Source organism: Bradyrhizobium sp. 139, assembly GCF_023074175.1.
Taxonomy (GTDB): domain Bacteria; phylum Pseudomonadota; class Alphaproteobacteria; order Rhizobiales; family Xanthobacteraceae; genus Bradyrhizobium.
In genome coordinates, this window is sequence record NZ_JADPKS010000006.1 from 1 (window position 1) to 23241 (window position 23241).

General features: G+C 64.5%; 22 protein-coding genes and 3 pseudogenes. 11 read left to right on the top strand and 14 right to left on the bottom strand.

Going from position 1 to position 23241, the window contains the following annotated elements; all coding sequences use genetic code 11:
• The 4 genes and pseudogenes from IVA80_RS00520 to IVA80_RS00535 form a co-directional block, all read left to right on the top strand.
• Window positions 1–130: pseudogene (locus IVA80_RS00520) on the top strand (chemotaxis protein CheW); the annotation flags it as partial.
• A 71-nt stretch (window positions 131–201) separates the two neighbouring features.
• Window positions 202–567 (top strand): response regulator, encoded by a 366-nt coding sequence (locus IVA80_RS00525; RefSeq protein WP_007600538.1) that lies wholly within the window; start codon window positions 202–204, stop codon window positions 565–567.
• 74 nt (window positions 568–641) lie between these two features.
• Window positions 642–1838, top strand: coding sequence for a chemotaxis response regulator protein-glutamate methylesterase (locus tag IVA80_RS00530; protein WP_247424374.1), 1197 nt, complete (start codon window positions 642–644; stop codon window positions 1836–1838).
• On the top strand, window positions 1835–2707 hold the full coding sequence (locus IVA80_RS00535) for a protein-glutamate O-methyltransferase CheR (protein WP_247424377.1): 873 nt from the start codon (window positions 1835–1837) through the stop codon (window positions 2705–2707). The genes IVA80_RS00530 and IVA80_RS00535 overlap by 4 nt, the downstream gene beginning before the upstream one ends.
• Window positions 2708–2875: 168 nt before the next feature.
• Here IVA80_RS00535 and IVA80_RS00540 read toward each other — a convergent pair whose 3' ends face one another.
• From IVA80_RS00540 to IVA80_RS00555, 4 genes and pseudogenes are all read right to left on the bottom strand, one after another.
• Window positions 2876–4036, bottom strand: coding sequence for a glutathionylspermidine synthase family protein (locus tag IVA80_RS00540; RefSeq protein WP_247424381.1), 1161 nt, complete (start codon window positions 4034–4036; stop codon window positions 2876–2878).
• Window positions 4037–4039: 3 nt separating this feature from the next.
• Window positions 4040–4450: pseudogene (locus IVA80_RS00545) on the bottom strand (hypothetical protein).
• A 14-nt stretch (window positions 4451–4464) separates the two neighbouring features.
• A pseudogene (locus IVA80_RS00550) lies at window positions 4465–4868 on the bottom strand (DUF350 domain-containing protein).
• A gap of 168 nt (window positions 4869–5036) precedes the next feature.
• The gene (locus tag IVA80_RS00555; RefSeq protein WP_007600544.1) at window positions 5037–5738 is read right to left on the bottom strand and encodes a response regulator transcription factor; all 702 of its coding nucleotides are present in this window, start codon (window positions 5736–5738) and stop codon (window positions 5037–5039) included.
• 450 nt (window positions 5739–6188) lie between these two features.
• Here IVA80_RS00555 and fliI point away from each other — a divergent pair, with 450 nt between their 5' ends.
• From fliI to IVA80_RS00585, 6 genes are all read left to right on the top strand, one after another.
• Window positions 6189–7514, top strand: a complete 1326-nt coding sequence (fliI, locus tag IVA80_RS00560; protein ID WP_247424384.1) for a flagellar protein export ATPase FliI — start codon at window positions 6189–6191, stop codon at window positions 7512–7514.
• Window positions 7515–7635: 121 nt separating this feature from the next.
• Window positions 7636–8055 carry a flagellar export protein FliJ gene (gene fliJ / locus IVA80_RS00565; protein WP_247424387.1) on the top strand — a complete coding sequence of 140 codons (420 nt, stop codon included), beginning with the start codon at window positions 7636–7638 and terminating at the stop codon, window positions 8053–8055.
• Window positions 8056–8237: 182 nt separating this feature from the next.
• On the top strand, window positions 8238–8783 hold the full coding sequence (locus IVA80_RS00570; protein WP_247424390.1) for a sigma-70 family RNA polymerase sigma factor: 546 nt from the start codon (window positions 8238–8240) through the stop codon (window positions 8781–8783).
• 74 nt (window positions 8784–8857) lie between these two features.
• On the top strand, window positions 8858–9913 hold the full coding sequence (locus tag IVA80_RS00575; RefSeq protein WP_247424394.1) for an anti-sigma factor: 1056 nt from the start codon (window positions 8858–8860) through the stop codon (window positions 9911–9913).
• A gap of 231 nt (window positions 9914–10144) precedes the next feature.
• A complete protein-coding gene (locus IVA80_RS00580; protein WP_247424397.1) occupies window positions 10145–11104 on the top strand; it encodes an AraC family transcriptional regulator in 960 nt (319 codons plus the stop codon).
• Between the two features lie 127 nt (window positions 11105–11231).
• Complete coding sequence (locus tag IVA80_RS00585) at window positions 11232–12452, top strand: NAD(P)/FAD-dependent oxidoreductase (protein ID WP_247424399.1); 1221 nt, start codon at window positions 11232–11234, stop codon at window positions 12450–12452.
• A 294-nt stretch (window positions 12453–12746) separates the two neighbouring features.
• Here IVA80_RS00585 and IVA80_RS00590 read toward each other — a convergent pair whose 3' ends face one another.
• The 9 genes from IVA80_RS00590 to IVA80_RS00630 all read right to left on the bottom strand — a co-directional run bounded on the left by IVA80_RS00590 (window position 12747) and on the right by IVA80_RS00630 (window position 21041).
• On the bottom strand, window positions 12747–12947 hold the full coding sequence (locus tag IVA80_RS00590) for a hypothetical protein (RefSeq protein WP_232994286.1): 201 nt from the start codon (window positions 12945–12947) through the stop codon (window positions 12747–12749).
• A 294-nt stretch (window positions 12948–13241) separates the two neighbouring features.
• Window positions 13242–15383: a flagellar biosynthesis protein FlhA gene (gene flhA, locus IVA80_RS00595; RefSeq protein WP_247424402.1), complete on the bottom strand. Its 2142-nt coding sequence runs from the start codon at window positions 15381–15383 to the stop codon at window positions 13242–13244.
• Window positions 15384–15686: 303 nt separating this feature from the next.
• On the bottom strand, window positions 15687–16178 hold the full coding sequence (locus IVA80_RS00600) for a DUF305 domain-containing protein (protein WP_247424405.1): 492 nt from the start codon (window positions 16176–16178) through the stop codon (window positions 15687–15689).
• Window positions 16179–16418: 240 nt separating this feature from the next.
• Window positions 16419–17033, bottom strand: coding sequence for a cytochrome c (locus tag IVA80_RS00605; protein WP_247424407.1), 615 nt, complete (start codon window positions 17031–17033; stop codon window positions 16419–16421).
• A 51-nt stretch (window positions 17034–17084) separates the two neighbouring features.
• Window positions 17085–17351, bottom strand: a complete 267-nt coding sequence (locus IVA80_RS00610; RefSeq protein ID WP_247424410.1) for a copper-binding protein — start codon at window positions 17349–17351, stop codon at window positions 17085–17087.
• An 82-nt stretch (window positions 17352–17433) separates the two neighbouring features.
• Window positions 17434–18798 (bottom strand): copper oxidase, encoded by a 1365-nt coding sequence (locus IVA80_RS00615; protein WP_247424413.1) that lies wholly within the window; start codon window positions 18796–18798, stop codon window positions 17434–17436.
• 13 nt (window positions 18799–18811) lie between these two features.
• Window positions 18812–20236, bottom strand: a complete 1425-nt coding sequence (locus tag IVA80_RS00620) for a TolC family protein (RefSeq protein WP_247424416.1) — start codon at window positions 20234–20236, stop codon at window positions 18812–18814.
• A gap of 21 nt (window positions 20237–20257) precedes the next feature.
• Window positions 20258–20542, bottom strand: a complete 285-nt coding sequence (locus IVA80_RS00625; RefSeq protein ID WP_247424418.1) for a hypothetical protein — start codon at window positions 20540–20542, stop codon at window positions 20258–20260.
• A gap of 76 nt (window positions 20543–20618) precedes the next feature.
• Window positions 20619–21041, bottom strand: a complete 423-nt coding sequence (locus IVA80_RS00630; RefSeq protein WP_247424436.1) for a hypothetical protein — start codon at window positions 21039–21041, stop codon at window positions 20619–20621.
• A gap of 178 nt (window positions 21042–21219) precedes the next feature.
• Here IVA80_RS00630 and IVA80_RS00635 point away from each other — a divergent pair, with 178 nt between their 5' ends.
• Complete coding sequence (locus IVA80_RS00635; RefSeq protein ID WP_247424573.1) at window positions 21220–22485, top strand: MFS transporter; 1266 nt, start codon at window positions 21220–21222, stop codon at window positions 22483–22485.
• Between the two features lie 53 nt (window positions 22486–22538).
• Here IVA80_RS00635 and IVA80_RS00640 read toward each other — a convergent pair whose 3' ends face one another.
• A complete protein-coding gene (locus IVA80_RS00640) occupies window positions 22539–23180 on the bottom strand; it encodes a TetR/AcrR family transcriptional regulator (RefSeq protein ID WP_247424576.1) in 642 nt (213 codons plus the stop codon).
• Window positions 23181–23241: the final 61 nt, after the last annotated feature.

A 23241-nucleotide genomic window follows, 5' to 3' on the forward strand; every position in this document is an offset into this window, starting at 1 on the left:
CAACCCCGTCAACCTCGATCCCCGCATGGCCAAGCTCGCCGGCGGCGTCCATCGCCTCGACGGACAGCTCATGGTCGTCCTCGACGTCGATCGCGTCCTTGAGCTCGCGCCCGAGATGATGGCGGCCTGATACGGCGGCATCGCCGCCGACATACCTGCAATTGGAAGTGTCCCCGCAAAGGGCAGGAAGCAGAGGTTCACATGCGAACTTGTCTCGTCGTTGATGATTCCAGTGTCATCCGCAAGGTTGCGCGCCGGATCCTGGAGGGCCTCGACTTCCAAATCCTCGAAGCCGAGGACGGTGAGAAGGCGCTGGAAGCCTGCAAGCGCGGCTTGCCCGATGCCGTTCTGCTCGACTGGAACATGCCGGTCATGGACGGCTACGAATTCCTCGGCCATCTCCGGCGGATGCCCGGCGGCGACCAGCCCAAGGTGGTGTTCTGCACCACCGAGAACGACGTCGCGCACATCGCCCGTGCGCTGCACGCCGGCGCCAACGAATACATCATGAAGCCCTTCGACAAGGACATCGTGACGGCGAAATTCCAGGAAGTCGGGCTTATCTGAGCGAACATCCGGAGGCTGAACGGATCCTTCGGGGATTGTTTACAACTGACCGTTTCAGTCTGAGTTGGTGAGTAATGAGTGTTGCGTTCGCAGGCAATTCGACCACGAGCCCGTCGCGCGACGCCGGGCCGCTGCGGGTGATGATCGTCGACGACTCCGTCGTCATTCGCGGTCTGATCTCGCGCTGGGTCGGCGCCGAGCACGACATGGAGGTCGCGGCCTCGCTGCGCACCGGGCTCGAGGCGGTCAACCAGATCGAACGCATCAATCCTGATGTTGCCGTGCTCGATATCGAAATGCCCGAGCTCGACGGCATCTCGGCGCTGCCGCAACTGCTGGCGAAAAAGCGCGATCTCGTCATCATCATGGCTTCGACCCTGACCCGCCGCAACGCGGAGATCAGTTTCAAGGCGCTGTCGCTCGGCGCCGCCGACTACATTCCGAAGCCGGAGTCGACGCGCGAAGCATCGGCCGCGGACATCTTTCATCACGACCTGATCCAGAAGATCCGCCACCTCGGTGCACGGCTGCGCCGCAAGCACGCGGTCGCAAGCCCGCCGCTGGCGCCGCCGAGCCCGGCTCCCGCCGCGCGCGGACCCGTCGCGCGGCCCGCCGCGCCTGCACCGGCCCCGGCCGTGCATCCTGCATCGTCGGCGCCGCTGGTCACGCGTCCGTTCTCGACCCAGGCACCGAAAGTGCTGCTGATCGGCTCCTCGACCGGCGGTCCACAGGCGCTGATGGCGCTCGTCACCGAACTCGGCCCGGTGATCGACCGCTTCCCGGTGCTGATCACCCAGCACATGCCGCCGACCTTCACCACCATTCTCGCCGAGCACCTGGCGCGCTCGAGCCGCAAGCCGGCGGCCGAGGCGGTCGACGGCGAGCCGGTGAAGCCGGGACGGATTTATCTGGCGCCCGGCGGCAAGCACATGCGTGTCGTGCGCAGCGGCGCAGACGCGGCGATCGCGCTCGATGACGGTCCCGCCGTCAATTTCTGCAAGCCCGCGGTCGATCCGCTCTTCGCCTCCGCCATTGACATCTGGCACGGCAACATCCTCTCGGTGATCCTGACGGGTATGGGCTCGGACGGTATGCGCGGCGGCAAGGACATCGTCGCCGCCGGCGGCAGCGTGATCGCGCAGGACGAAGCCTCCAGCGTGGTCTGGGGCATGCCTGGCGCGGCGGCCAATGCTGGCATCTGCGCGGCGATCCTGCCGCTCAATCAGATCGGGGCCAAGGTCAACCGCCTGTTCGCGGGAGACCGCTCGTGACGCCGACGGACTATGAGTATCTGCGCAAGTTCCTGAAAGAGCGCTCCGGCCTCGACCTCTCCGCCGACAAGCAGTATCTCGTCGAGAGCCGGCTGCTGCCGCTCGCGCGCAAGGCAAGTCTTCCCGGCATTCCCGATCTCGTGCTGAAGATCAGGAATGGCGACGGCCGGCTTGCGACCGACGTGGTCGAGGCGATGACCACCAACGAGACCTTCTTCTTCCGCGACAAGATCCCGTTCGATCACCTGCGCGAAACGATCCTGCCGGGCCTGCACCAGGCGCGCGCGGCGCGCAAGTCGCTGCGGATCTGGTCGGCGGCGTCCTCGACGGGGCAGGAGCCTTATTCGATCGCGATGTGCGTGAAGGAGATGGGCGCAGCCTTCGCCGGCTGGCGCATCGAGATCGTCGCCACCGATCTGTCGCAGGAGGTGCTGGAAAAATCCAGGGCCGGCGTCTACAGCCAGTTCGAGGTGCAGCGCGGCCTGCCGATCCAGCACCTGATGAAGTACTTCGCGCAATTGGGCGAGGTCTGGCAGCTCAATGCTGACATCCGCGCGATGGTGCAGTTCCGCCAGCTCAATCTGTTGCAGGACTTCTCCCATCTCGGCACGTTCGACGTGATCTTCTGCCGCAACGTGCTGATCTATTTCGACCAGGACACCAAGGCCGTGATCTTCGAGCGCATGGCGAAGGTTTTGGAAGCCGACGGCACACTGCTGCTCGGCGCCGCCGAATCCGTCGTCGGCATCACCGATGTCTTCCGCCCGATCGCCGACCGCCGTGGCCTCTATCAGCTCAACCCCGCGCGCTCCGGCCGCCCGATGGGCGGATTGATGCCGCAGCCGCTGAAGGTCGCCGCTGCGAGGTGATTTTTCTTCCCTTCTCCCCTTGTGGGAGAAGGTGGCGCGCGTAGCGTGTCGGATGAGGGGTCTCTCTCCGCGAGTGAACCTCTCGCATTGAAGCGTGGGGATAGAACCCCTCATCCGGCGCTACGCGCCACCTTCTCCCACAAGAGGAGAAGGGGAGAAGAGCGGCCTTCACAAAATCGCATGCGGGAGAAACCGCGAGCCATTGCCGGTGATCGGGCTTTCGTCTTCGCGGATCGATAACCCGCAGGGCTCGTGGTTCACCACCCAGCTTCCCACCACCGGATAGAAGCCCGAGAAGTTCGGCAGCGGTGAGAGCGCCTGGCGCACGAAACCTTCAGCGCCGTAGGGACCCGCCTGCTCGTCGAGCGGCATGCCGCCAGAGACCAGCGTGACATTGGCGCCTTCGCGCGACAGCAGCGGCTTGCGCACGTAGGAGCTGCCGAGCTCGGCTGCCCGCGAATCGTCCTCGAAGAAGGCCGGCAGCAGATTGGGATGATTCGGAAACATCTCCCAGAGCAGCGGCAGGATGCCTTTGTTGGAGAGCACCGCCTTCCACGGCGGCTCGATCCAGCGTGTCGGCGCTTCGGCCAGCTTTGCGCCGAAGGCGTCGTGGAACATCCATTCCCAGGGATACAGCTTGAACGCGAGCGCGATGTCGCGATCGTCGAGATCGACGAAGCCGCCGGCCTCATCGCGCCAGCCGATCTCCTCGATGTCGAGCAGCGTGGTCGAGAGCCCCGCCTGCCGCGCGGCATCTTCGAGATAAGCAAACGTGCCGGCGTCCTCCTCATTGCCGGTGGCGCCGGTAAGATGGACACGGCGGCCCGCGGCAATCTCCCTCCAGGCCACGATCAGCCGCTCGTGGATGGAGTTGAACTGATCGGCGCGCGCAGGGATGATGCGACGTTCGATCGCCTGCTCGAGCCATGTCCATTGAAACACTGTGGCCTCGAAGATCGAAGTCGGCGTATCCGCGTTGTATTCGAGCAGTTTTGCAGGGCCTTGGCCGTCGAATTTCAGATCGAGCCGGCCGTAAAGGCTGCGGTCATCTCGCTCCCAGCTTTCCGCGATCAAGCTCCAGAACGCTTCCGGTATCTTCAAACGCCGCAGATGGCGCTCGTCACCGATCACGCGGCCGGCAAGCTCCAAGCACATCGCGTCGATCTCGCCGGTCGGCATCTCGATGCCGCGCTCGATCTCGTCGAGCGTGAAGGCGTAATAGGCACTCTCGTCCCAGTAGCGTTCGCCGTCGATGGTGTGGAAGGCGAAGCCGCATTGTTCGGCGGTCCGCCGCCAGTCGTCGCGCTCGGGGCAGACGATGCGTTGCATGGATCAGCCGCCGCCCGAAAAGCCATGGCCGAACGAGCCGAAGCCGCCGCGGCTCACACTGCTGGAGCCTGAGTCGGATGACGTTCCGGACGAGGAATGGCTCAAGGAATCGCTGCTGAAGAAGCTCGATCGCGACGACTAGCGCGAGCCGCTGCCGCCGCTCGAGGAGCTGCTTCTGCCGCTGCACGCGGTGCTTGCCTGCACCGCTGGGTCCGCGCCGGGGACTGTCGCCCCGGGAGGAGGGGGCTCGCAGTGTTGCCGCGGCATCAGTGTGTAGGCGGTGGTGCCGACCGCGATCGTGCCCATCACCAGCAGCGCAACATGACCGGAGCGCTTCACCGGTGGTCGCGGAGGCGGCGGCTCAGCCGGCGGCCGGCGCTTGCCGAACTGCTTGTTGGAGGGTTTGCCGGCCATATCAGTGGATCACGTCAGTAGATCATGCAGGCGGCGTTCAGGAAGCCTGCCGCGAGCGAGGACAGCCGAGCCAGATGGCCGGAGCGAGCTCGCCCGCCGCGATCCGCGCCGACAGGTTCGGCACCGGGACCTTCACGAGGAAGAACATGATGACCTGCACGATCAGCGCGATCACTGCCCAGATCAGGCAATCCAGCACATTGGGCGAATGCGCGATGGCGCTCACCAGAGGCGCCACGAAGCCGAGCAGGCTGAGGCCGAGCGCGATCGCGGCGGCCGGCTCGTTGTCGCGGATGAGCTGGAATTCATTGTGCGGGGTGATGCGGGTGTAGAGGAACAGATACGCCACGATCGCGATCAGCCCGGTGCAGAAATAGACCAGGAAGGCGGGCAGGCCGGCGAGTGATTGCAGGATCATCGTTCCCCCATCGTGCAGCGACCATTCGTCGGCGGGAGAGGGATAGCGGTTCAACGGCGGGAGGACGATGAAGTCCTGTTCGCGTCCCCAAAAACAAAACCCCGCCATTTGCGGCGGGGTCCAGGCTGGGAGGAGCAAGCCCCGAAGGGCTCGCGACGTAAACGTTGATCAGGCGGGGATGCGCTCCTCGACCTCGTGCGGCTCGCGCAGCACGTAACCGCGGCCCCACACGGTCTCGATGAAGTTGCGGCCTTCGGAGGCGTTGGCGAGTTTCTTGCGGAGCTTGCAGATGAAGACGTCGATGATCTTCAGCTCGGGCTCGTCCATGCCGCCATAGAGGTGATTGAGGAACATTTCCTTGGTGAGCGTCGTGCCCTTGCGGAGCGAGAGCAGCTCCAGCATCTGGTATTCCTTGCCGGTCAGATGCACGCGCTGGCCGCCGACTTCGACCGTCTTGGTGTCGAGGTTGACGACGAGATCGCCGGTCTGGATGACCGACTGGGCATGGCCCTTGGAGCGGCGCACGATCGCGTGGATGCGGGCAACCAGCTCGTCCTTGTGGAAGGGCTTGGTCATGTAGTCGTCGGCGCCGACGCCGAGACCCTTGACCTTGTCCTCGATGCCGGCGAGGCCGGAGAGGATCAGAATCGGTGTCTTGATCTTGGAGACCCGGAGCTGCTTGAGCACGTCGTAGCCGGACATGTCGGGCAGATTGAGGTCGAGAAGGATAATGTCGTAATCGTATAATTTACCGAGATCGACGCCTTCTTCCCCCAAATCGGTCGTATAGACGTTGAAGCTCTCAGACTTCAGCATCAGCTCGATCGACTGCGCGACGGCGCTGTCATCTTCAATCAGCAAAACGCGCATGCCAGTTCCCCATAGTCGCCGCTCCTGGGCGTCAGGTCGGCCGCATTCGCGGCACTCAACAAAACGCCTTTGAACAACTGATTCGGATCCTGACAACAGATGGTTAACAAACTCTGATTCTAGAACGCAAGTCCCCCGGTGCAATTTTTGTCGAATCGCCCTAAGGTCTTGCGCGCGAAGCAGCTTTTGTCACCCTGTTCCGTTCAAGCTCCACTTTAAGAGACGGGCCTAACCGACTCCCGCGACTCAGCCTTCTTCTGAAGGGGAGTCACGCTCAGTCACAAAGACAGTGACGCAATGATTAACGATGCGGGTAAACACGAAGTTAAGCGCCGTTCAGAAATATGGCGAAACTTAAGGTTTTCGCCATGAAAGCCCGGGATTACGAAGGCGACCACCTTATGAAGGCCCCTATTAAGGCTAAGGCGCGCCCCTGATGAAGGCCCTCTTATGAAGGCTCTTGCCGAACAGATCGGCGACATCGACGGCGTCAACATTTATGGCCGTGTGGTCGGCGTTCGCGGCCTGATGGTCGAGGTGGCCGGACCGATCCACGCGATGTCGGTCGGTGCGCGGCTCGTGATCGAGACCGGCGCCAGTCGCGACATTCCCTGTGAGGTGATCGGCTTCTCCGGCAACAACGCGGTCGTGATGCCGTTCGCCGGGCTGGATGGCGTGCGCCGCGGCTGCAAGGCAGTCATCGCCAACGCCGCCAATCAGGTGCGGCCCTGCGCGGCATGGCTCGGCCGCGTCGTCAACGCGCTGGGCGAGCCGATCGACGGCAAGGGGCCGTTGCCGCAGGGCCCGGCGCCGATGCCGTACCGCAATTCGCCGCCGCCGGCACATTCGCGCAAGCGCGTCGGCGCTCCGCTCGATCTCGGCGTGCGCGCGATGAACACGTTTCTCACCTGCTGCCGCGGCCAGCGCATGGGGATTTTCGCAGGATCCGGCGTTGGCAAATCGGTGCTGCTGTCGATGCTCGCGCGCAACGTCGATGCCGCGGTCAGCGTCATCGGGCTGATCGGCGAACGCGGCCGCGAGGTTCAGGAATTCCTGCAGGACGATCTGGGCGAGGAGGGTCTGGCGCGCTCCGTCGTGGTGGTCGCAACCTCGGACGAGCCGGCGCTGATGCGTCGCCAGGCCGCCTATCTGACGCTCGCGGTGGCCGAATATTTCCGCGACGAGGACAAGGACGTGCTCTGCCTGATGGACTCGGTGACGCGTTTTGCCATGGCCCAGCGCGAGATCGGCCTGTCCGCCGGCGAACCGCCGACCGCCAAGGGCTATACGCCGACGGTGTTCACAGAACTGCCGAAGCTTCTGGAGCGCGCAGGGCCCGGCCTGGGCGAGGGTGCGATCACCGCGATCTTCACGGTGCTGGTTGACGGCGACGACCACAACGAGCCGATTGCGGATGCCGTCCGCGGCATCCTCGACGGCCATATTGTGATGCAGCGCTCGATCGCCGAGCGCGGACGCTACCCCGCCATCAACATCCTCAAATCCATCTCCCGCACCATGCCGAAATCGGCCGATCCGCAGTTCTGGCCGACCATCCAGCGGGCCCGCCAGGTGATGGCGACCTATGCCGACATGGAGGAATTGATCCGGCTCGGGGCCTACCGGGCCGGCTCCAGCCCCGAGGTCGACGAGGCGATTCGTCTGCACGAGCCGCTGGAGGCGTTCCTGCGCCAGCGCAAGGATGAAAATGCATCGCTGGCGGACGGCTACCGCCAGTTGGCGCAAATCCTCGGTAGTTTGGAAACGGAACGCTAACTTTGTCCCGTCATCATCCCATCCCACAGAGTAGCAGAGCCGGTCTTGGCCCCAGTCGGGCCTGTGGGGAGACCGGTGTCGTCCCACGCGCAGCTAGGGGACTTCTGGGGAGTATGAGTCGATGAAGTCACGTGAGACCCTCATCCGCCTGAAGAAGTTTCAGGTCGACGAGAAGCGCCGCCGGGTCACCCAGATCGAAACCATGATCGCCGACTTCCAGCGGATGTCGACCGATCTTGAACGCGAGATCACGACCGAGCAGGAGCGTGCCGGGATCAACGATCCCTCGCATTTCGCCTATCCGACCTATGCCAAGGCCGCGATCCAGCGCCGCGAGAACCTGACCCGCTCGGCCGACGAGCTGAAGGGCCAGCTCGACGAAGCCAAGGCCGCGCTGGCCGAGGCCTTCGAGGAGCTGAAGAAGGTCGAGCTCCTCGACGAGCGCGACCAGGCCCGCGAACGCGCCGAGGAAAACGCCCGCGAGCAGGCCGATCTCGACAGCATCGGCCTGATGCGCGCGCGCATCGGCGCGGTCGCCTAAAGGCGCATCCTGCGGTCAGACCGCGGAGAATTTGCAAAACCCGGAGCCGCAAGGTCCGGGTTTTCGCTATCCACAGTGTGGCGCCGCGCCTCTTGGTGATGGGCTTTGCCGCGCGCTATGGTAGCGGAGTGCCTGGGTCCGCGCGGCACAACGCGACGGGGCCCTGCGCGTTGGGGGGCTGAATGCTGACGCCAGCAGAGCTGGTCGGGCTGATTGAGGCAGTGGCGAAGGGCGATCAGGCCGCGTTCGAGCGCCTCTACGTCGCCACGCGCGCGAAACTTTATGGCGTCGTGCTCCGTATCTTGCGCCGACAGGATCTCGCAGAGGAGGTCATTCAGGAGACCTACGTCAAGATCTGGAACAGCGCCGGCCAGTTCAATCCGGCCTTGTCGTCGCCGATCACATGGATGGCGTCGATCGCGCGCAACCGCGCCATCGACATCGTGCGCAAGAAGACGGAAGTCTCGATCGAGGAAGAGCCCCAGGCGATGGAAGTCGCCGCCGACAGTCCCGATCCGCTGGCGCGCCGGGAAATGTCCGAGGAGCTGAAGCGGCTCCTGGAATGCATCGGCCGGCTCGAGCCGGATCGTCAGAGGCTCGTGCTTCTCGCCTATTACAACGGCTGGAGCCGCGAGCAATTGGCGGAGAAATTCGCCGCGCCGGTCAACACGGTGAAGACGTGGCTCCGGCGCAGCATGTTGGATATCCGCGAGTGCCTCGGACTTTAGAGGATGATGTCAGTGAATATGCTAGCGCGGCGTTCTCACTTTGCCTCTCCCTATCGAAGAGGTGAAGGACATTGATGGCCTACACGGAGGACCATATCGCGCTCGCCGCGGAATATGCGCTCGGCACGCTCGACGCCGACGAGCGCGCGCAGGTCGAGACCATGATGGCCGTGGACAAGGCGTTCGCCGACGTCGTGCAGGCCTGGGCTTACCGGCTCGGCGCCCTCAACCAGATGGTCGGTTCGGTCGAGCCGCGTCCGATCGTGTGGGAGAACATCCGGTCCGAGCTTGCGCGGACGGACTTTGCGCAGGAGTCACCTGCGCCCGAAGCGTCGCCGCCGCCTGTGCCGGAGTTCTCCTCGATCGAAGCTGCACCGCCTGGTCTGTCATCGGACGGCGCGCCGCAACCGGAGCTGCAGCCTTCCGAAGCAGAGCAGCCCGGGACGGCGCGGCCGGCGCCCGATGCGCTTGCCGACGTCGCGCCGATCTTCATGCCGCAGGTCCATGCGCCGGATCCCGAGGTCGCGCGCGCGCCGCAGGCGCCGGTCATCGACAACAGCAACGTAATCCGGCTCGAGAGTCGGGTGAAACGCTGGCGCACAATCGCCTCCGCCGTAGGCGCGCTCGCGGCTGCGCTGCTGGTGATGCTGTCGCTCCAGATCTTCCAGCCCGATGCATTGCCGGGCGGCTTGCGTCCGGCGCCGCGCATCCAGACGGTGGAGGTCAAGACGCCGGCTGCGCCGCTCACCGCGTCGTCACAATACGTCGCGCTGTTGCAGGACCAGGGCGGCGGCCCCGCCTTCATTCTCACCATCGACGGCGCGACGCGGAATTTCACCGTGCGCAAGGTCGGCGCGACGCCGGAGGCCGGCAAGAGTTTTGAGCTCTGGCTGATCTCCGACAAGCTGCCGCGTCCGCGCTCGCTCGGCGTGATCGGCGCGGGCGATTTCACCGCGCGCCCGGTGCTCGGCTCCTACGATGCCGACGTCGTCAACGGTGCGACCTACGCCGTCACCGTCGAGCAGGCCGGCGGCTCGCCCAACGGCCAGCCGACCTCGGCTCCGGTGTTTTCCGGCAAGCTGATCGAGACCGTGCCACCGTCTCAGCCGCAGGCGCCCGCGAAGAAGTAGACGCCGTGGCCCGGAAATCAGCGCAATCCGGGACCACCGCCCCGCATTCCGCTTTGCTCCATACGGGCTACAAGCGCGTAAACTGTCGCCACCGTCCATCCAGCTGTCGCAATCCGACAAGTGCCGCCGAATCCGCCCCCGATTTGAACCTCCCCGCAATCCGCGGCGTCAAATGCCCGGAATTTGCAGTCGGCGCCGGCGATCATGGTGCCGGAGAGGGGCAGAAGTCAGATGGATGCAGCAAAGACGCCGGGCATCTTCGTCCACCAATATGCGGGTCCTCCGCATGGTCCGGCTTTCGAACATTGGCGCGAGCGGGCCTTCGGTTGCTGCGGCCTCGATATCGGGCCGAGCCATGGCGACAGCATCGATTGCCGGCTCCAGGTCAGCGTGGTCGACAATATCGCTTTGGCCATTCCCGAAGGGGCCTCCGCGCAATATTCACGCACGCAGAGCCATCTTGCCGACGGCAGCGACGATCTCGTCCTGATCGCGGCACATGCGGGTCTCGTCCGCGTCGGGCAGAACGGCCATACCGTCGAACTTGCACCCGCGCAGATGATGCTCGTCGACATGGGCATCACCGGCACCGTCGGCCACACCGAGGAAGATCGCTTCACCACCATCCGCATGCCGCGTCGCGCGCTGCTCGACATCAATCCGCGCGCCGAGGACAAGCTGTCGCAGGCGCTCTCGGACGGCGCGATCGCCGAGACGATCTTGCGCTACCACGCACTCGCCGCCAATCACGCGCCGCATCTCGATGCCGTCGGCCAGCGTCTGACCGCGCAGCACATGGTCGATCTCGTCGGCCTCCTGCTCGGCACCGATGCTGAGCATGCAGGCCTTGCGCGCGGACGCGGACATGCGGCGGCCCGCCTCGATCTCATGCGTGCTGACGTGATGGCTGCGCTTGGCCGCAACGATCTCTGCCTGTCCGAGATCGCGACGCGCTCGGGGCTCAGCCCGCGGCAGGCGCAACGCTTGTTCGAGCAGGCCGGCACGACCTTCACCGAATTCGTGCTGGAGCAGCGCCTGGTGCTGGCGCGCAAGCTGCTCGGCGATCCCCGCGCGAGGGCGCGCAAGATCAGCGACATCGCGCATTCCGCGGGCTTCTCCGACCTGTCCTATTTCAACCGCGCCTTCCGCAAGCGTTTTGGCGCGACGCCATCGGAACTGCGCGAGGCCTAAGGCGCGATTTGTGCAGCGCCGCGGCGCCGCCGCAGTTGGTCGATCGGGGCGAATAAGCTATATCTGCCTGCGCGGGGCAGACCGCTGGATTGACCGCTGGATTCTTGGGACAACGCAGTAAACGGACATGGCGCGTATCATCGTGCTCGGTGCCGGGTTTGCGGGTCTGTGGGCGGCCATCGGCGCCGCGCGCAAGCGCGACGAGATCGGCGCGGCCGGCCGTGACATCGAGATCCGCGTTATCGACCGCAATCCCTATCACAACATCCGGGTGCGCAATTACGAGGCCGACCTCAGTGAGATCGCGCTTCCGTTGCCGCAACTGCTCGATCCGATCGGCGTCACCCATGGCCTTGGCGAGGTCGAGGCCATCGATCCGGCACGGCGCGAGATTTCACTGGTCACGAGCGGCGGCAAGGAGATGCTGAGTTACGACCGCCTGGTGCTGGCGCTCGGCAGCGAAGTGATGCGTCCCGCCATCCCCGGCCTTGCCGAGCATGCTTTTGACGTCGATACCTATGCCGCCGCGCTCCGCCTCGAAAATCATCTCGTCTCGCTCGGACGTAGCGCGCCCTCGCCGGGGCGCGGGACGGTCGTGGTGGTCGGCGCCGGCTTCACCGGCATCGAGGTCGCGGCCGAGATGGCCGACAGGCTGACGCGCGCCGGCATCACCGGCAGCCGCCGCATCGTCCTGGTCGATCCCAATCCTGCAGTCGGCGCCACCATCGGCGTGCATGCGGGTCCCGTCATCGAGACGGCGTTGGCTTCGCTCGACGTCGAGACGCGGCTTGGCGTGCGCGTCGTGTCCGTCGAGGCCGCCGGCATGCACTTGAGCTCGGGCGAGTTCATCCCGGGGCAGACGGTGATTTGGTGCGCCGGGATGCGCGCGAGCCGGCTGGGCGAGAGCTTCGCGGGCGCGCGCGACCGTCTCGGGCGTTTGCTGGTCGATCCCTTCATGCGGGTTGCTGATGTACCGGGCGCGTTCGCCGCCGGCGACATCGCCTCGAGCGTGGTCGACGGGCTGCATCCGACCGTGATGTCCTGCCAGTTCGCCCGTCCCATGGGCCGCTTCGCCGGCCACAATGTGGTGGCCGATCTTGCAGGCGAACCGATGCTGCCATTGCGTATCGACTGGTACGTGACCGTGCTCGATCTCGGCGGCTGGGGCGCGCTCTATACGGAAGGGTGGGATCGCGAGGTTCGCACCATCGGCGCGGCCGCAAAGGCGACCAAACAGACCATCAACCGCAAGCGCATCTACCCGCCGCTCACCGGCAGCAAGGCCGACCTTTTCGCCGCCGCCGCGCCGACCGTGCAGGCGCCGCCGCCAACTTATGGGGTGCGGTAGGGCACTGCTGTCATCGTCCGCGCAGGCGGACGATCCAGTATTCCAGAGACGGCGAGGGCATAAGGAGAGGCTGCGGCGTACTGGATTCCCCGCCTGCGCGGGGAATGACAGCGTCAGTGTGGAGAGTTGCTCGCACCGCGTCCGCAAGCAATCGCACCCCCACACATGAGAAAGCGCCCGTGGGGGGCGGGCGCTTTCTGTAGTCGACTTGGGGTTAGGGTCGTCTACATATCCACGTGGCGACTTTGGGGGGCTGGTAAAGAGCCGCGTGAATTCCTGAAACTCAGAATCTCCTTAGCGAACGAGGGACGCGTTCGAACTGGTGATAACGACCGGCTTGCCGGCCTTGATGACACGGGCGGTCTGGGTCAGGCCTTCATCCGAACCCGTGCGTGCCGTGATGCCGAAGCCAGCAAGCGCGATCCCTGCGACGAGGGCCACGACCACAATTTTCAAATGGGTCGAGCGATCCGCGCTGTAGATCGAATGGTTCATGGAAGCCTCCTGCCGCCATCTACCCGAAGTAGTAGCCGGCCTGGTCAGGCAGGTTCATGCTTCCGGTGCCCAACAACCTAGTATTGCGGGTGTTCGTTCCCAAGAGGCCATCACAAGAGCGTGAAAGGACGTGAAAGGTCGCGATCAAAAGCGACCCTTGTTCGTGCGATTTCGTAAATATTTCAAAGTCGTAATGTGCCTGCAAGCCGTCTTGGCGGCGTTCGGGCAACGAGAGGCCAGGAACTCAAAAACCATTTGCCTGTGGCCGAAAAACACACGGCTTCTTAAGGCAAATCAGATGCTTCCAACCGTTTTCAATCTCGCCCTGGGGTGGATTTCAGCCTGCGACAGCACCGTCGTCTGGGCCCGGAACCGCTCGACTAGGGAACGCACGAAGGGGCGAATTGCCGCGGAGGTGACCAGCACCGGAGCCTCGCCCTCGCGGGCCGCGCGCTCGAAGGCCTCGCGCACGGCGGTCATGAATTCCGACAGCTTCGAAGGCTGCATCGCGAGGCTGCGCTCCTCGCCCTGGCCCATGATGGATTCGGCAAAGGCCTGCTCCCATCGCGCCGATAGCGCGATCAGCGGCAGATAGCCGTTGTAGGAGGTGTTCTGCGCACAGATCTGCCGCGCCAGGCGGGCGCGGACATGCTCGACCATGGTGGCGGGATTGCGCGAGAAGGCGAGCGAGTCGGCGATGCCTTCGAGGATGGTGGAGAGATCGCGGATCGAGATGCGCTCGGCGAGCAGCAGCTGCAGCACGCGCTGGATGCCGGAGACTGTGACCTGTCCCGGCACGATGTCCTTGACCAGCTCGCCCTGCTCCTTCGGCAGCTCCTTGAGCAGCTTTTGCACCTCGCCATAGGAGAGCAGATCCGACATGTTGGCCTTGAGCAGCTCGGTGAGGTGGGTCGAGAGCACGGTCGCGGCGTCGACGACGGTGTAGCCTTTGAGCGAGGCTTCTTCCTTGAGGCTGGCATCGACCCAGGTCGCGGGCAGGCCGAAGGTCGGCTCGGTGGTGTGGATGCCGGGCACCTGCACCTGGCTGCCGCCGGGATCCATGACCATGAACTGGTTCGGCCAGATCTTGCCGGTACCGGCGTCGACCTCCTTGATCTTGATGATGTAGGTGTTGGCTTCGAGCTGGACGTTGTCGAGGATGCGCACGGCGGGCATCACGAAGCCCATCTCGATGGCGAGCGAACGGCGCAGCGCCTTGATCTGCTCGGTGAGGCGATCGGTGCCGTCGGGCCCGTTGACCAGCGGCAGCAGCGCATAGCCGAGCTCAATCTTGAGGTCGTCGATCTTGAGCGCGGCCGAGATCGGCTCCTCCGTCGCGGCGGAGCCCGTTGCACCCGGCGTTCCCGGCGCAGGTGCGTTCTTTGCAACTTCGTCAGCCTTCGCAGTCGCCCGGTTGCGGTTGCGGGCGTGCCAGGCGAGCGCGCCGGCGCCGGCGCCGAGCGCCAGGAAGGGGATGGTCGGAATGCCGGGCAGGGCGGCCAGCACCAGCATGACCGCCGCGGACATCGCGAGCGCCTGCGGATAGCCGGAGAACTGCCTCATCAGCGCCTTATCGGCAGCGCCGGAAACGCCGGCCTTGGAGACGAGCAGGCCGGCCGCGGTGGAGACGATCAGCGCCGGCACCTGGGTGACGAGGCCGTCACCGACCGTCAGCAGCGTGTAGCTGCGGCCGGCATCGGCGAAGGACAGGCCCTGCTGCGCGACACCGATGATCATGCCGCCGACGACGTTGATGAAGACGATCAAAAGGCCGGCAATGGCGTCGCCGCGCACGAATTTGGAGGCACCGTCCATGGCGCCGAAGAAGCCGCTCTCGTCCTCCAGGTCCTTGCGCCGCTGCTTGGCGACCGTCTCGTCGATCAGGCCGGCGGAGAGGTCGGCGTCGATCGCCATCTGCTTGCCGGGCATGGCGTCGAGGTGGAAGCGCGCGGCGACTTCGGCGATACGGCCCGAACCCTTGGTGATGACGACGAAATTGACGATGATCAGGATGGCGAAGACGATGATACCGATGACGAAATTGCCGCCCATCACGAAGCTGCCGAAGGCCTCGATGACGTGACCGGCGGCGTCCGTGCCCTCGTGCCCGTGCGAGAGGATCAGGCGGGTCGAGGCCATGTTGAGCGACAGCCGCAACATGGTCGAGATCAGCAGGACGGTCGGGAAGGCGGAGAATTCCAGCGGCGCCTGGATGAACAGCGACGTCATCAGGATCAGGATCGAGAGCGTGATCGAGATCGCCAGGAACAGGTCCAGCACGATCGCGGGCAGGGGAAGGATCAGCACCACCAGGATGGTGAGGACGCCGAGCGCCAGCGCGATATCGCCGCGCTTGAGGATGGCGATGACCTCGGAGAGGGTGGGGAAGCCGGCGTTCGTGCCGCCTGCGCCCTGTCCCGCGGTGACGTCAACCATGGTAGCTGCTCCCCCGCGCGACTGCCGTCCGCGCGCCCCAAATGTCTGCGCGGCGGCCGACGGGCCGCCGTTCCGAAAGTGAGGCACCGCACTGGCGTCCACGGGAGCTCCCGTTCTACGCGGCTGACGATACTCGACTCCACTGGGCAATTTTTGCCCGGTGTATGGTTAGCAAAGGGTTAACGGCGGGTGGGGGAGAGCGCGAATTGAGGCCCCTTCGGCAGTCATTTCCGGGCGGCTCCGACAGCCGAACCCGGAATCTCGAGATTCTCAGGTGCTTGATTGCGCACCGGCGAACCTCCGCTAATTGGCGGGACGGGGCGGCAGATCCTGAGCACCGCTCGGCACAGGCTTGTTCTCAAGCTCGGCGATCAGGCCTTTCATCTCGCCGATTTCCCTGACTTGTGCCTCGATGATCCCGTCCGCCAGCTTTCGAACGCGCGGATCCCTGATATGCGCCCGCTCACTTGTCAGAACGGCGATGGAGTGGTGTGGGATCATCGCCTTCATGTAGGAGATGTCACCGACCGTCTGCTGACTGCGCACCAGCCAGAGCGCGCCCACGAACACAACAGCGCTTGCCGACAGGATGGCTATGTTGGCTGCGCGGTTCTTGTACATGCTCCACATGAATGCCAGCATGATGGTGGCCATCACTGCGCCCATGAGAAGCGCCATCCAGGTGCGGGTCTGACTGTACCAGATATGATCCAAGGCAAACGTATTCAGGTACATCAATCCGAACATGACCACCGTCGATGTGGCGATCATGGCGGCGAAACGACCGTAGGACATTTCTCCTCCTCTCATATGATATACGGGCACTCGAGCGGGAAACGCGGAAAGCGGAAGGATGGTAGCGAGGGTGCCGAGCGAATTGCGTCCACTCGCAACGGTTCGTCGAAGCTGTTGTTCCTCTGCAAATCGAGGAATGGAACGTCGGCGACGGCGTGCATCGGAGCGGCCGCCGTCGGCGCCGCCCGTGACGACGTTTTCAATCCAAGAGTGTTCCTCCCAGGTACGATTCGAGTCTGCCTACTTGCTCTCCTGATGGCCCTGATCATGTTCGCTTGCATGGCCGTGATCGTCGCCATGATCATGCGAGTGTCCGTGAGCAGAGTGATCGTGCATCGAGCCCGCATCGGCGGCTCCGCCAGTCGCATGGGCATAGGCGTCGCTGCTCATGCCGGGCAGCGTTCGAGCGAAAGCCACGATGGACCATATACGCTGGTCATCGTGCGTCGGCCCGAACGCGGGCATGCCGGTCATTCTGACGCCGTTCTTCACGATCCAGAACATTTCCGGTGCCGACCAGGCAAGGCTTGCCTCTTCCAGGCGGGGCGGCCGCGGGTTGAGGCCGACGCCGATCTCGCTCGGCCCCTTGCCCGGCGCCCCGTGGCATGTCGAACACATTTCCTCGAAATCGCGCGCTCCCTTCGGCGCCCGCGATGCGAGATCTTGCGGTGCCTCGATGTGATCGGCAGCGGCATGCGCACGCACGGATTGCTGCATGATCCCATGTAGCAGGCTCCGCTCGACGGAAGCCGTTGGCGCGAGTGCTGCGACGTTGTAGGCGCCGCTCCAGGCGACGATTGCGCCGCCAATCAGGATCAGACAGACAGTTGCTAGCGCTGCCCAGAGAATCTTCATTTTCGGTCCTTCAAAGTGGTGGGCGGGGGCATTCGGTCTCCGCCGCTTTGCTCATTGCCTTTCGATGCGGGTGACGATGTATCCCGACGTTTCGTGGTCGACGTCGAATTTGACATTGTCTCCAGCCTTCAGCGCTCGCAACGCCGCCGGGTCCTTCACGCGATAGACCATCGTCATCGGATCGGGCATATCGAGCGCTTTGATGGGCCCGTGCTTGATCGTCACCTTGCCAGCGTCGGCGTCGACCTTGGTCAACTGCCCGGTGGCGCTGGCGCTGTCGGCGAATGCCGATGGGCCGCACAGGCTCGCGAAGACCAACGCTGCGGCCGCCGGAGTTTTAGTTGCCGTCTTCATTTTCGGTTCTCCATTGTCGGTTTCGAATCGCTTCCTTGATCGCGGCTCACATTTTCATCCCCTTCATTGATCCGCCGTGATTGTGCTCTGGCGGTTTGTTCGTGGAAGGACCCGGTCGCACCGGCTCCGTCGCTGGGGCGTCGACTTCGTAGGCGACCGTCCCGTTTGAATGCTTGTATGGTCCCGGATCGCGGTAGTCGTCGCGCGCCAAGCCTTCGCGGATCTTCATCACCGTGAACATGCCGCCCATCTCGATCGGGCCGAATTGGCCGGAGCCCGTCATCATCGGAAGCGTGTTGTCGGGTGTCGGCATTTCCATCTCTCCCATCGCCATTCCGGTCGAGCCCATCGCCATGGCGTCTGGCGCGAGCTTACCGACGGCCTTGGCGAGGTCCTTCTTCGAGACGCCGATCATGTTCCTCATGTCGTGGCCCATCGCGTTCATCGTGTGGTGGGACTTATGACAGTGGAATGCCCAGTCGCCGGGATTGTCGGCGAGAACATCGAACACGCGCACCGCGCCGACGGGAACGTCGGCGGTCGCCTCCGGATATTGCGCGGTCTCGGGGATCCATCCGCCATCGGTGCAGGTCACGGCAAAGCTGTGGCCGTGCAGATGGATCGGATGGTTGGTCATGCTGAGATTGCCCATTCTCACCCGCACCTTGTCATTAAGCCGCACCGGCAATGGATCGATGCCGGGGAACACGCGGCTGTTCCATGTCCACATGTTGAAGTCGGTCATCTCGTTGACCTTCGGTAGATAGGTGCCGGGATCGATGAGATAGGTGCTCATGATGAACACAAAGTCCCGGTCGACAGGACGGAACGACATGTCGCGCGGATGCACGACGACCATGCCCATCATGCCCATCGCCATCTGCACCATCTCGTCGGAATGCGGGTGGTACATGAACGTCCCGCTCTTCTTCATCTCGAATTCGTAGACGAAGGTCTTGCCGGGCTTAACGTGCGGCTGGGTGAGGCCGCCGACCCCGTCCATGCCGCTCGGGACGATCATGCCGTGCCAGTGCACGGTGGTGTGTTCGGGCAATCTGTTGGTGACGAAGATGCGGACCTTGTCGCCCTCGACCGCCTCGATCGTGGGTCCCGGCGACTGACCGTTATAGCCCCAGAGGTTCACCTTCATGCCCTCGGCGAATTCGCGTACCACGGGCTCGGCAACGAGATGGAATTCCTTCCAGTCGCCGTTCATGCGGAAGGGCAGGGTCCAGCCATTGAGCGTGACGACTGGGCGATAATCCGGCCCGCTGATCGGATGCTGCGGCGGCTGCATCGCCGCCTTGTCCATGTGCGGCGCTTCCGGAATGCTCGCGGCCTGGACGCGGCCTTGAATGGCGCTTGCGCTCACGAGCGCGGCAGTGCCCAAAAATCCTCGGCGGGAAAACATGCTGGCCTCCATATCAGTGACCGCCATCGGCCGGTGCTGCCGCGGCGACGGTGGTTGAATTGTCGCCGCCAGAAGCAGGTGCGCCGCCGCCATTGACTGCGGTCTGCAATTCGGACTGGGCGAGGAAGAACTTTTGCTTGGCATCGATCGCGCCGCGCAGCGACGCCAGGCGCTGCCGCGCCTCGGTGAGCAGCGCGAAAATATCGACCTGCATGCTGGAGAAGCGGAGTTGCATCTCCTCAGTGATGATTTTTCGCAGCGGCAGGATCTCGCGCTGGTAGTGGCTGGCGATATCGTAGCTGGAGCGATAGATACGATAAGCATCGCGCGCCTCAGAGCGCACATTGACGGCACGCTCGGTCAGGCGATTGAAGGCGAGGTTGTAGGTCTCAGCCGCCTGTCGCACCCGTACCTCGCCGCCGTCGAAGATCGGGATCTGGAACTGCAGGTCGAAGCCGCGTTCGCGGAACGGCGCACTTTCCGGATCCCGTGTGCGACGGGAGATGCCGGCGAGATCGAGCAGAGTGACGAAGCGCGTCGCCTCGGTGAGGTTGAGCGCTTTGGCCAGCGCCGTCAGCTCCAGCCGCGCGATCTGCAGGTCGATGCGATGGGCAACCGCATCGATCTCGATCGAGGGCAGCGCCTGTGGCCGGCGCGGCAGCGGCGGCAGTTGGTCGGGCAGATGGAAGTCGAGGCCGCCGTCCCACAGCCCCATCAGCCGCGCCAGCTTTTCGCGCGCGCTCGTCGCCGCCTGCCGCGCGGTTGCGAGGTCGGCGGTGGTCTCGGCGTAAAACACCAGCTCGCGGGCCTGGTCGAGCTTGTTGAGCGAGCCGGTCTCGCCGAGCTTGACCGCGAGCTGTGCGGTCGAGTCCGCCGTCGCCTTCGCGTCGGTGAGCAGCGCTACCATTTCATTCCCGGCAACTACACGGACATAGGCACGCCGCACATCGGCGGCGAGCCGCAGCGTCGCCAGCGCCGCGCGCAACTGGGCCTGGCGGAAGCGCTCGCGCGCGATGTCGGATCGGAACGGCAGCGTGGCCAGCGCGAGGATGTCGCCGACCACCTGGCGCTCGATCTCGCTGGCGCCGTTGCCTGAGATCCGCGAGATCGAGAACACGGGATTGGGCGGCAGGCTCTGTTCCACCAGATCGGTCTCGGCCAGCGCCAGCTCGTTATAGGCGGCTTGCAGTCCCTTGTTGTTGAGCAGAGCGACCTGAACGGCGGCATCGGCACTCAGTGGGCGCGACAGCAGGCGGCGGACGGTCGCTTTCACTGCCTCCGTACCTTCGGCCGAGCGGACAAAGGCGACATCCTTGTTGATGGTCTGGTTCGTCAGGTCCGAGACCGCGGTCATGCCGCTGTCGGGGGAGAAAGCGGCGCAGCCGGAGAGGTCGAGCGCTGTCAGGAGCAGCAGGCTGCGCGCAAGATGGTGTGCCATATGGTGTGCCATGGCGCGGCCCTACTGATCTTGCTTGGGCTGCGGCGCGACACCGTCATTGCGCTCGCGCCATGGCGCCGGCGTTGCAGGCCGCAGGCTCGTGTAGGGCGCGATCGTCGAGCGATAGCCGACGGGCGCGACCTTGGCCGCAGGATCAGCAGGATCGGCGCTGGCCAGCGGCGTGGTTGCCGGCATGCAGCCGGACAGCGCCAGTCCAAGCGCGGCCAGCAATGGCCAATTGATTCGAAAGTGTCGTCCACGCGCCGGGAATGCGGCGGTGGCACTCACCACGAGAAGCGTAAGCATGAATTATCCCTGATCTGACCGAGGACCACGGGCGTGCGCGCGCAGACGCGCGACGCCTCAAGTCGTGATGTTCAGATCAGACGATGGGAGGGCGGTAGAGCAGGGGCGGCGCCTCACTGTGCACGCGAACGGCGATCTCGGGTGCGCAAGTGGAGATCGGCTGGACCGGCTTTGCGATGCTCGGCAGATCGGCCGGCAGCGCCGTCACGCACATCATCGCGCAGCACGGGCCCGGCTTGCCCTTGCCGTCGTGGTGATGTTCCGCGGGTGCATCCTGCGCAGCGGCTTGGTGATGACCAGGGGACTTGGCATGGGACTTGGCATGATCGTGCACCGCGTTGTCGGTGTGCATATCGCTTGTCTGATGATGCGCCGGCACAGGATCGGCCACCACGGCATTGTCGGTCAGGCACGGCGCCGCCGTGCCCCAGGCAAGCGCCGCGGCCGGCGCGACTGCGCAGAACAGATAGGCCAGGGCAACGAGCCATCCCGCCTTCATCCGTACTGATCGCGTCAACCGAAGAAACATGCGCCCGGAACACCTGTCGCGCGCCGTGATCCACGCGCAGATTGCAAACTAATGGCAAATCGCCAATTCGCCAAGCACTTCTTACCGCAGTGCACCGCGCATGCCCAATATCGCGGCACGATGCTTGACCGTGAGGCGATCACCAAACATGGTGCGCGCCGTGCACGCGCCAAATCATCCAGGACAGTTACCGGCCTCATTCACGCCTGATTCCCGTCAGGCTTGGGTGCGCCTCGTCATTGCGTTGCTGATCGGTTCGATCGGCGGCGTCGGCATGTGGGCGGTCGTGGTGGTGATGCCCGTGGTGCAGTCCGAGTTCGCCGCCACGCGCGGGGCTGTGTCGCTCGCCTTCACCCTCATGATGTTCGGCTTCGGGCTCGGCGGCGTGATCGCCGGCAAGATCACCGACAAGTTCGGCATCGTGCCGGCGATGGCGATCAGCATCGCCTTCCTCGGCGTCGCCAACGTGCTGGCGGGACTCTCGACCCAGCTCTGGCAGTTCGTCGCGGCCTATTTCCTGATCGGGCTCGGCACCTCGGCGACCTTCGCGCCGCTGATGGCGGAGGCCTCGCACTGGTTCGAGCGCTATCGCGGACTTGCCGTGACCATCGTCGCGAGCGGCAATTACGTCGCCGGCACGATGTGGCCGCCGCTCATCAGCTCGGGCATGGAAACGATCGGCTGGCGCTACACCCATATCGGCATCGGCCTCGTTTGCGTGGTCTTGATGACGATCCTGGTGCTGGTCCTGCGCGCGCAGATGGGCGACGACAAGGTCCGCAATCACGCCAATGCGCGGCCGCCGCAGGTCGATCTCAAGCTATCGACCAATACGCTGACCGTGCTGCTCTCGATCGCCAGCATCTCCTGCTGCGTCGCCATGGCGATGCCGCAAGTGCACATCGTCGCCTATTGCGGCGATCTCGGCTACGGCGTGGCGCGCGGCGCCGAGATGCTGTCGCTGATGATGGCCTGCGGCATCGTCAGCCGCATCGGCTCGGGCTACCTTGCCGACAAGATCGGCGGCATCCGCACGCTGCTGGTCGGATCGCTGGCGCAGGGCTTTGCGCTGGTTTTCTATTTGTTCTTCGATAGCCTTACTTCGCTCTATCTGATCTCCGCGATGTTCGGCCTGTTCCAGGGCGGCATCGTTCCGAGCTACGCCATCATCGTGCGCGAGGCCATGCCGGCAAGCGAGGCGGCAACGCGCGTCGGCATCGTGATCTTCGCCTCGGTGTTCGGCATGTCCTTCGGCGGCTGGGTCTCCGGCGTTATCTTCGACGGCACCGGCTCCTACGGCGCAGCCTTCGCCAACGGCGTGGCGTGGAATGCGCTCAATATCGGCATCGTCCTGACACTGCTGATCCGGTCGCGGATGAATGTGGCGAGGACCGGGCGGGGTTTTGCCACCTAGGCTTCCTGCCCCACCTTCAAGAGCATGCAGCCTGATCTTGTAGCTCCCGTCGGCTATCGCTTCCGCTTCGCCGTCGGTTTCGCAGTCTTGGCCGCGGCGCGCGCCTTGACCCTACCGCCGGCCTGCACGCGCAGGCCATCGACGAACACGTCGAGCATGCGGAGCACCGACGACTGCCAGCCTGGCTGGTCGTGCATGTAGCACATGCCGACGAGCGCCCTGAGCAGGTCTTCCGGACTGACATCGCCGCGCATCTCGCCGGCCGCGACCGCGCGGTCGAGCAGCGAGCCGATCGCCTTGGTCAGCCGGTCCATCGAGAACGCCGCGAGTTCCGAGGAGCTCTGGAACGTCAGCGCCAGCGCGGCCGACATGCCTTTTTTCGTGGCAACGAATTCGACATTGGAGCGCAGCCAGCGCCGCAAGGCGTCGACAGGGTCCTTGGCATTCTTCAACTGCTCGGCGAGCTCGCTGAGCTGCTCGACCTCGCGCCGGTACACCGCCTCGAACAGATTCTCGCGCGTCGGGAAATTTCGATAGAGCGTACCGATGCCGACGCCGGCGCGTTTTGCAACGGCTTCCAGGCTCGCCTCCGGACCACCCGCGTTGAATACGGCCTTGGCCGCCTCGAGCACGCGCTCGCGATTGCGCACGGCATCGGCGCGGGGCTTCCGGGTCTGGTCGGTGTGCTCGTCCATCCAGGCAATGTAGATCACGAATTGGTTAGATTGAACCCTTGCAGGGCTGCATCGCGTTGTA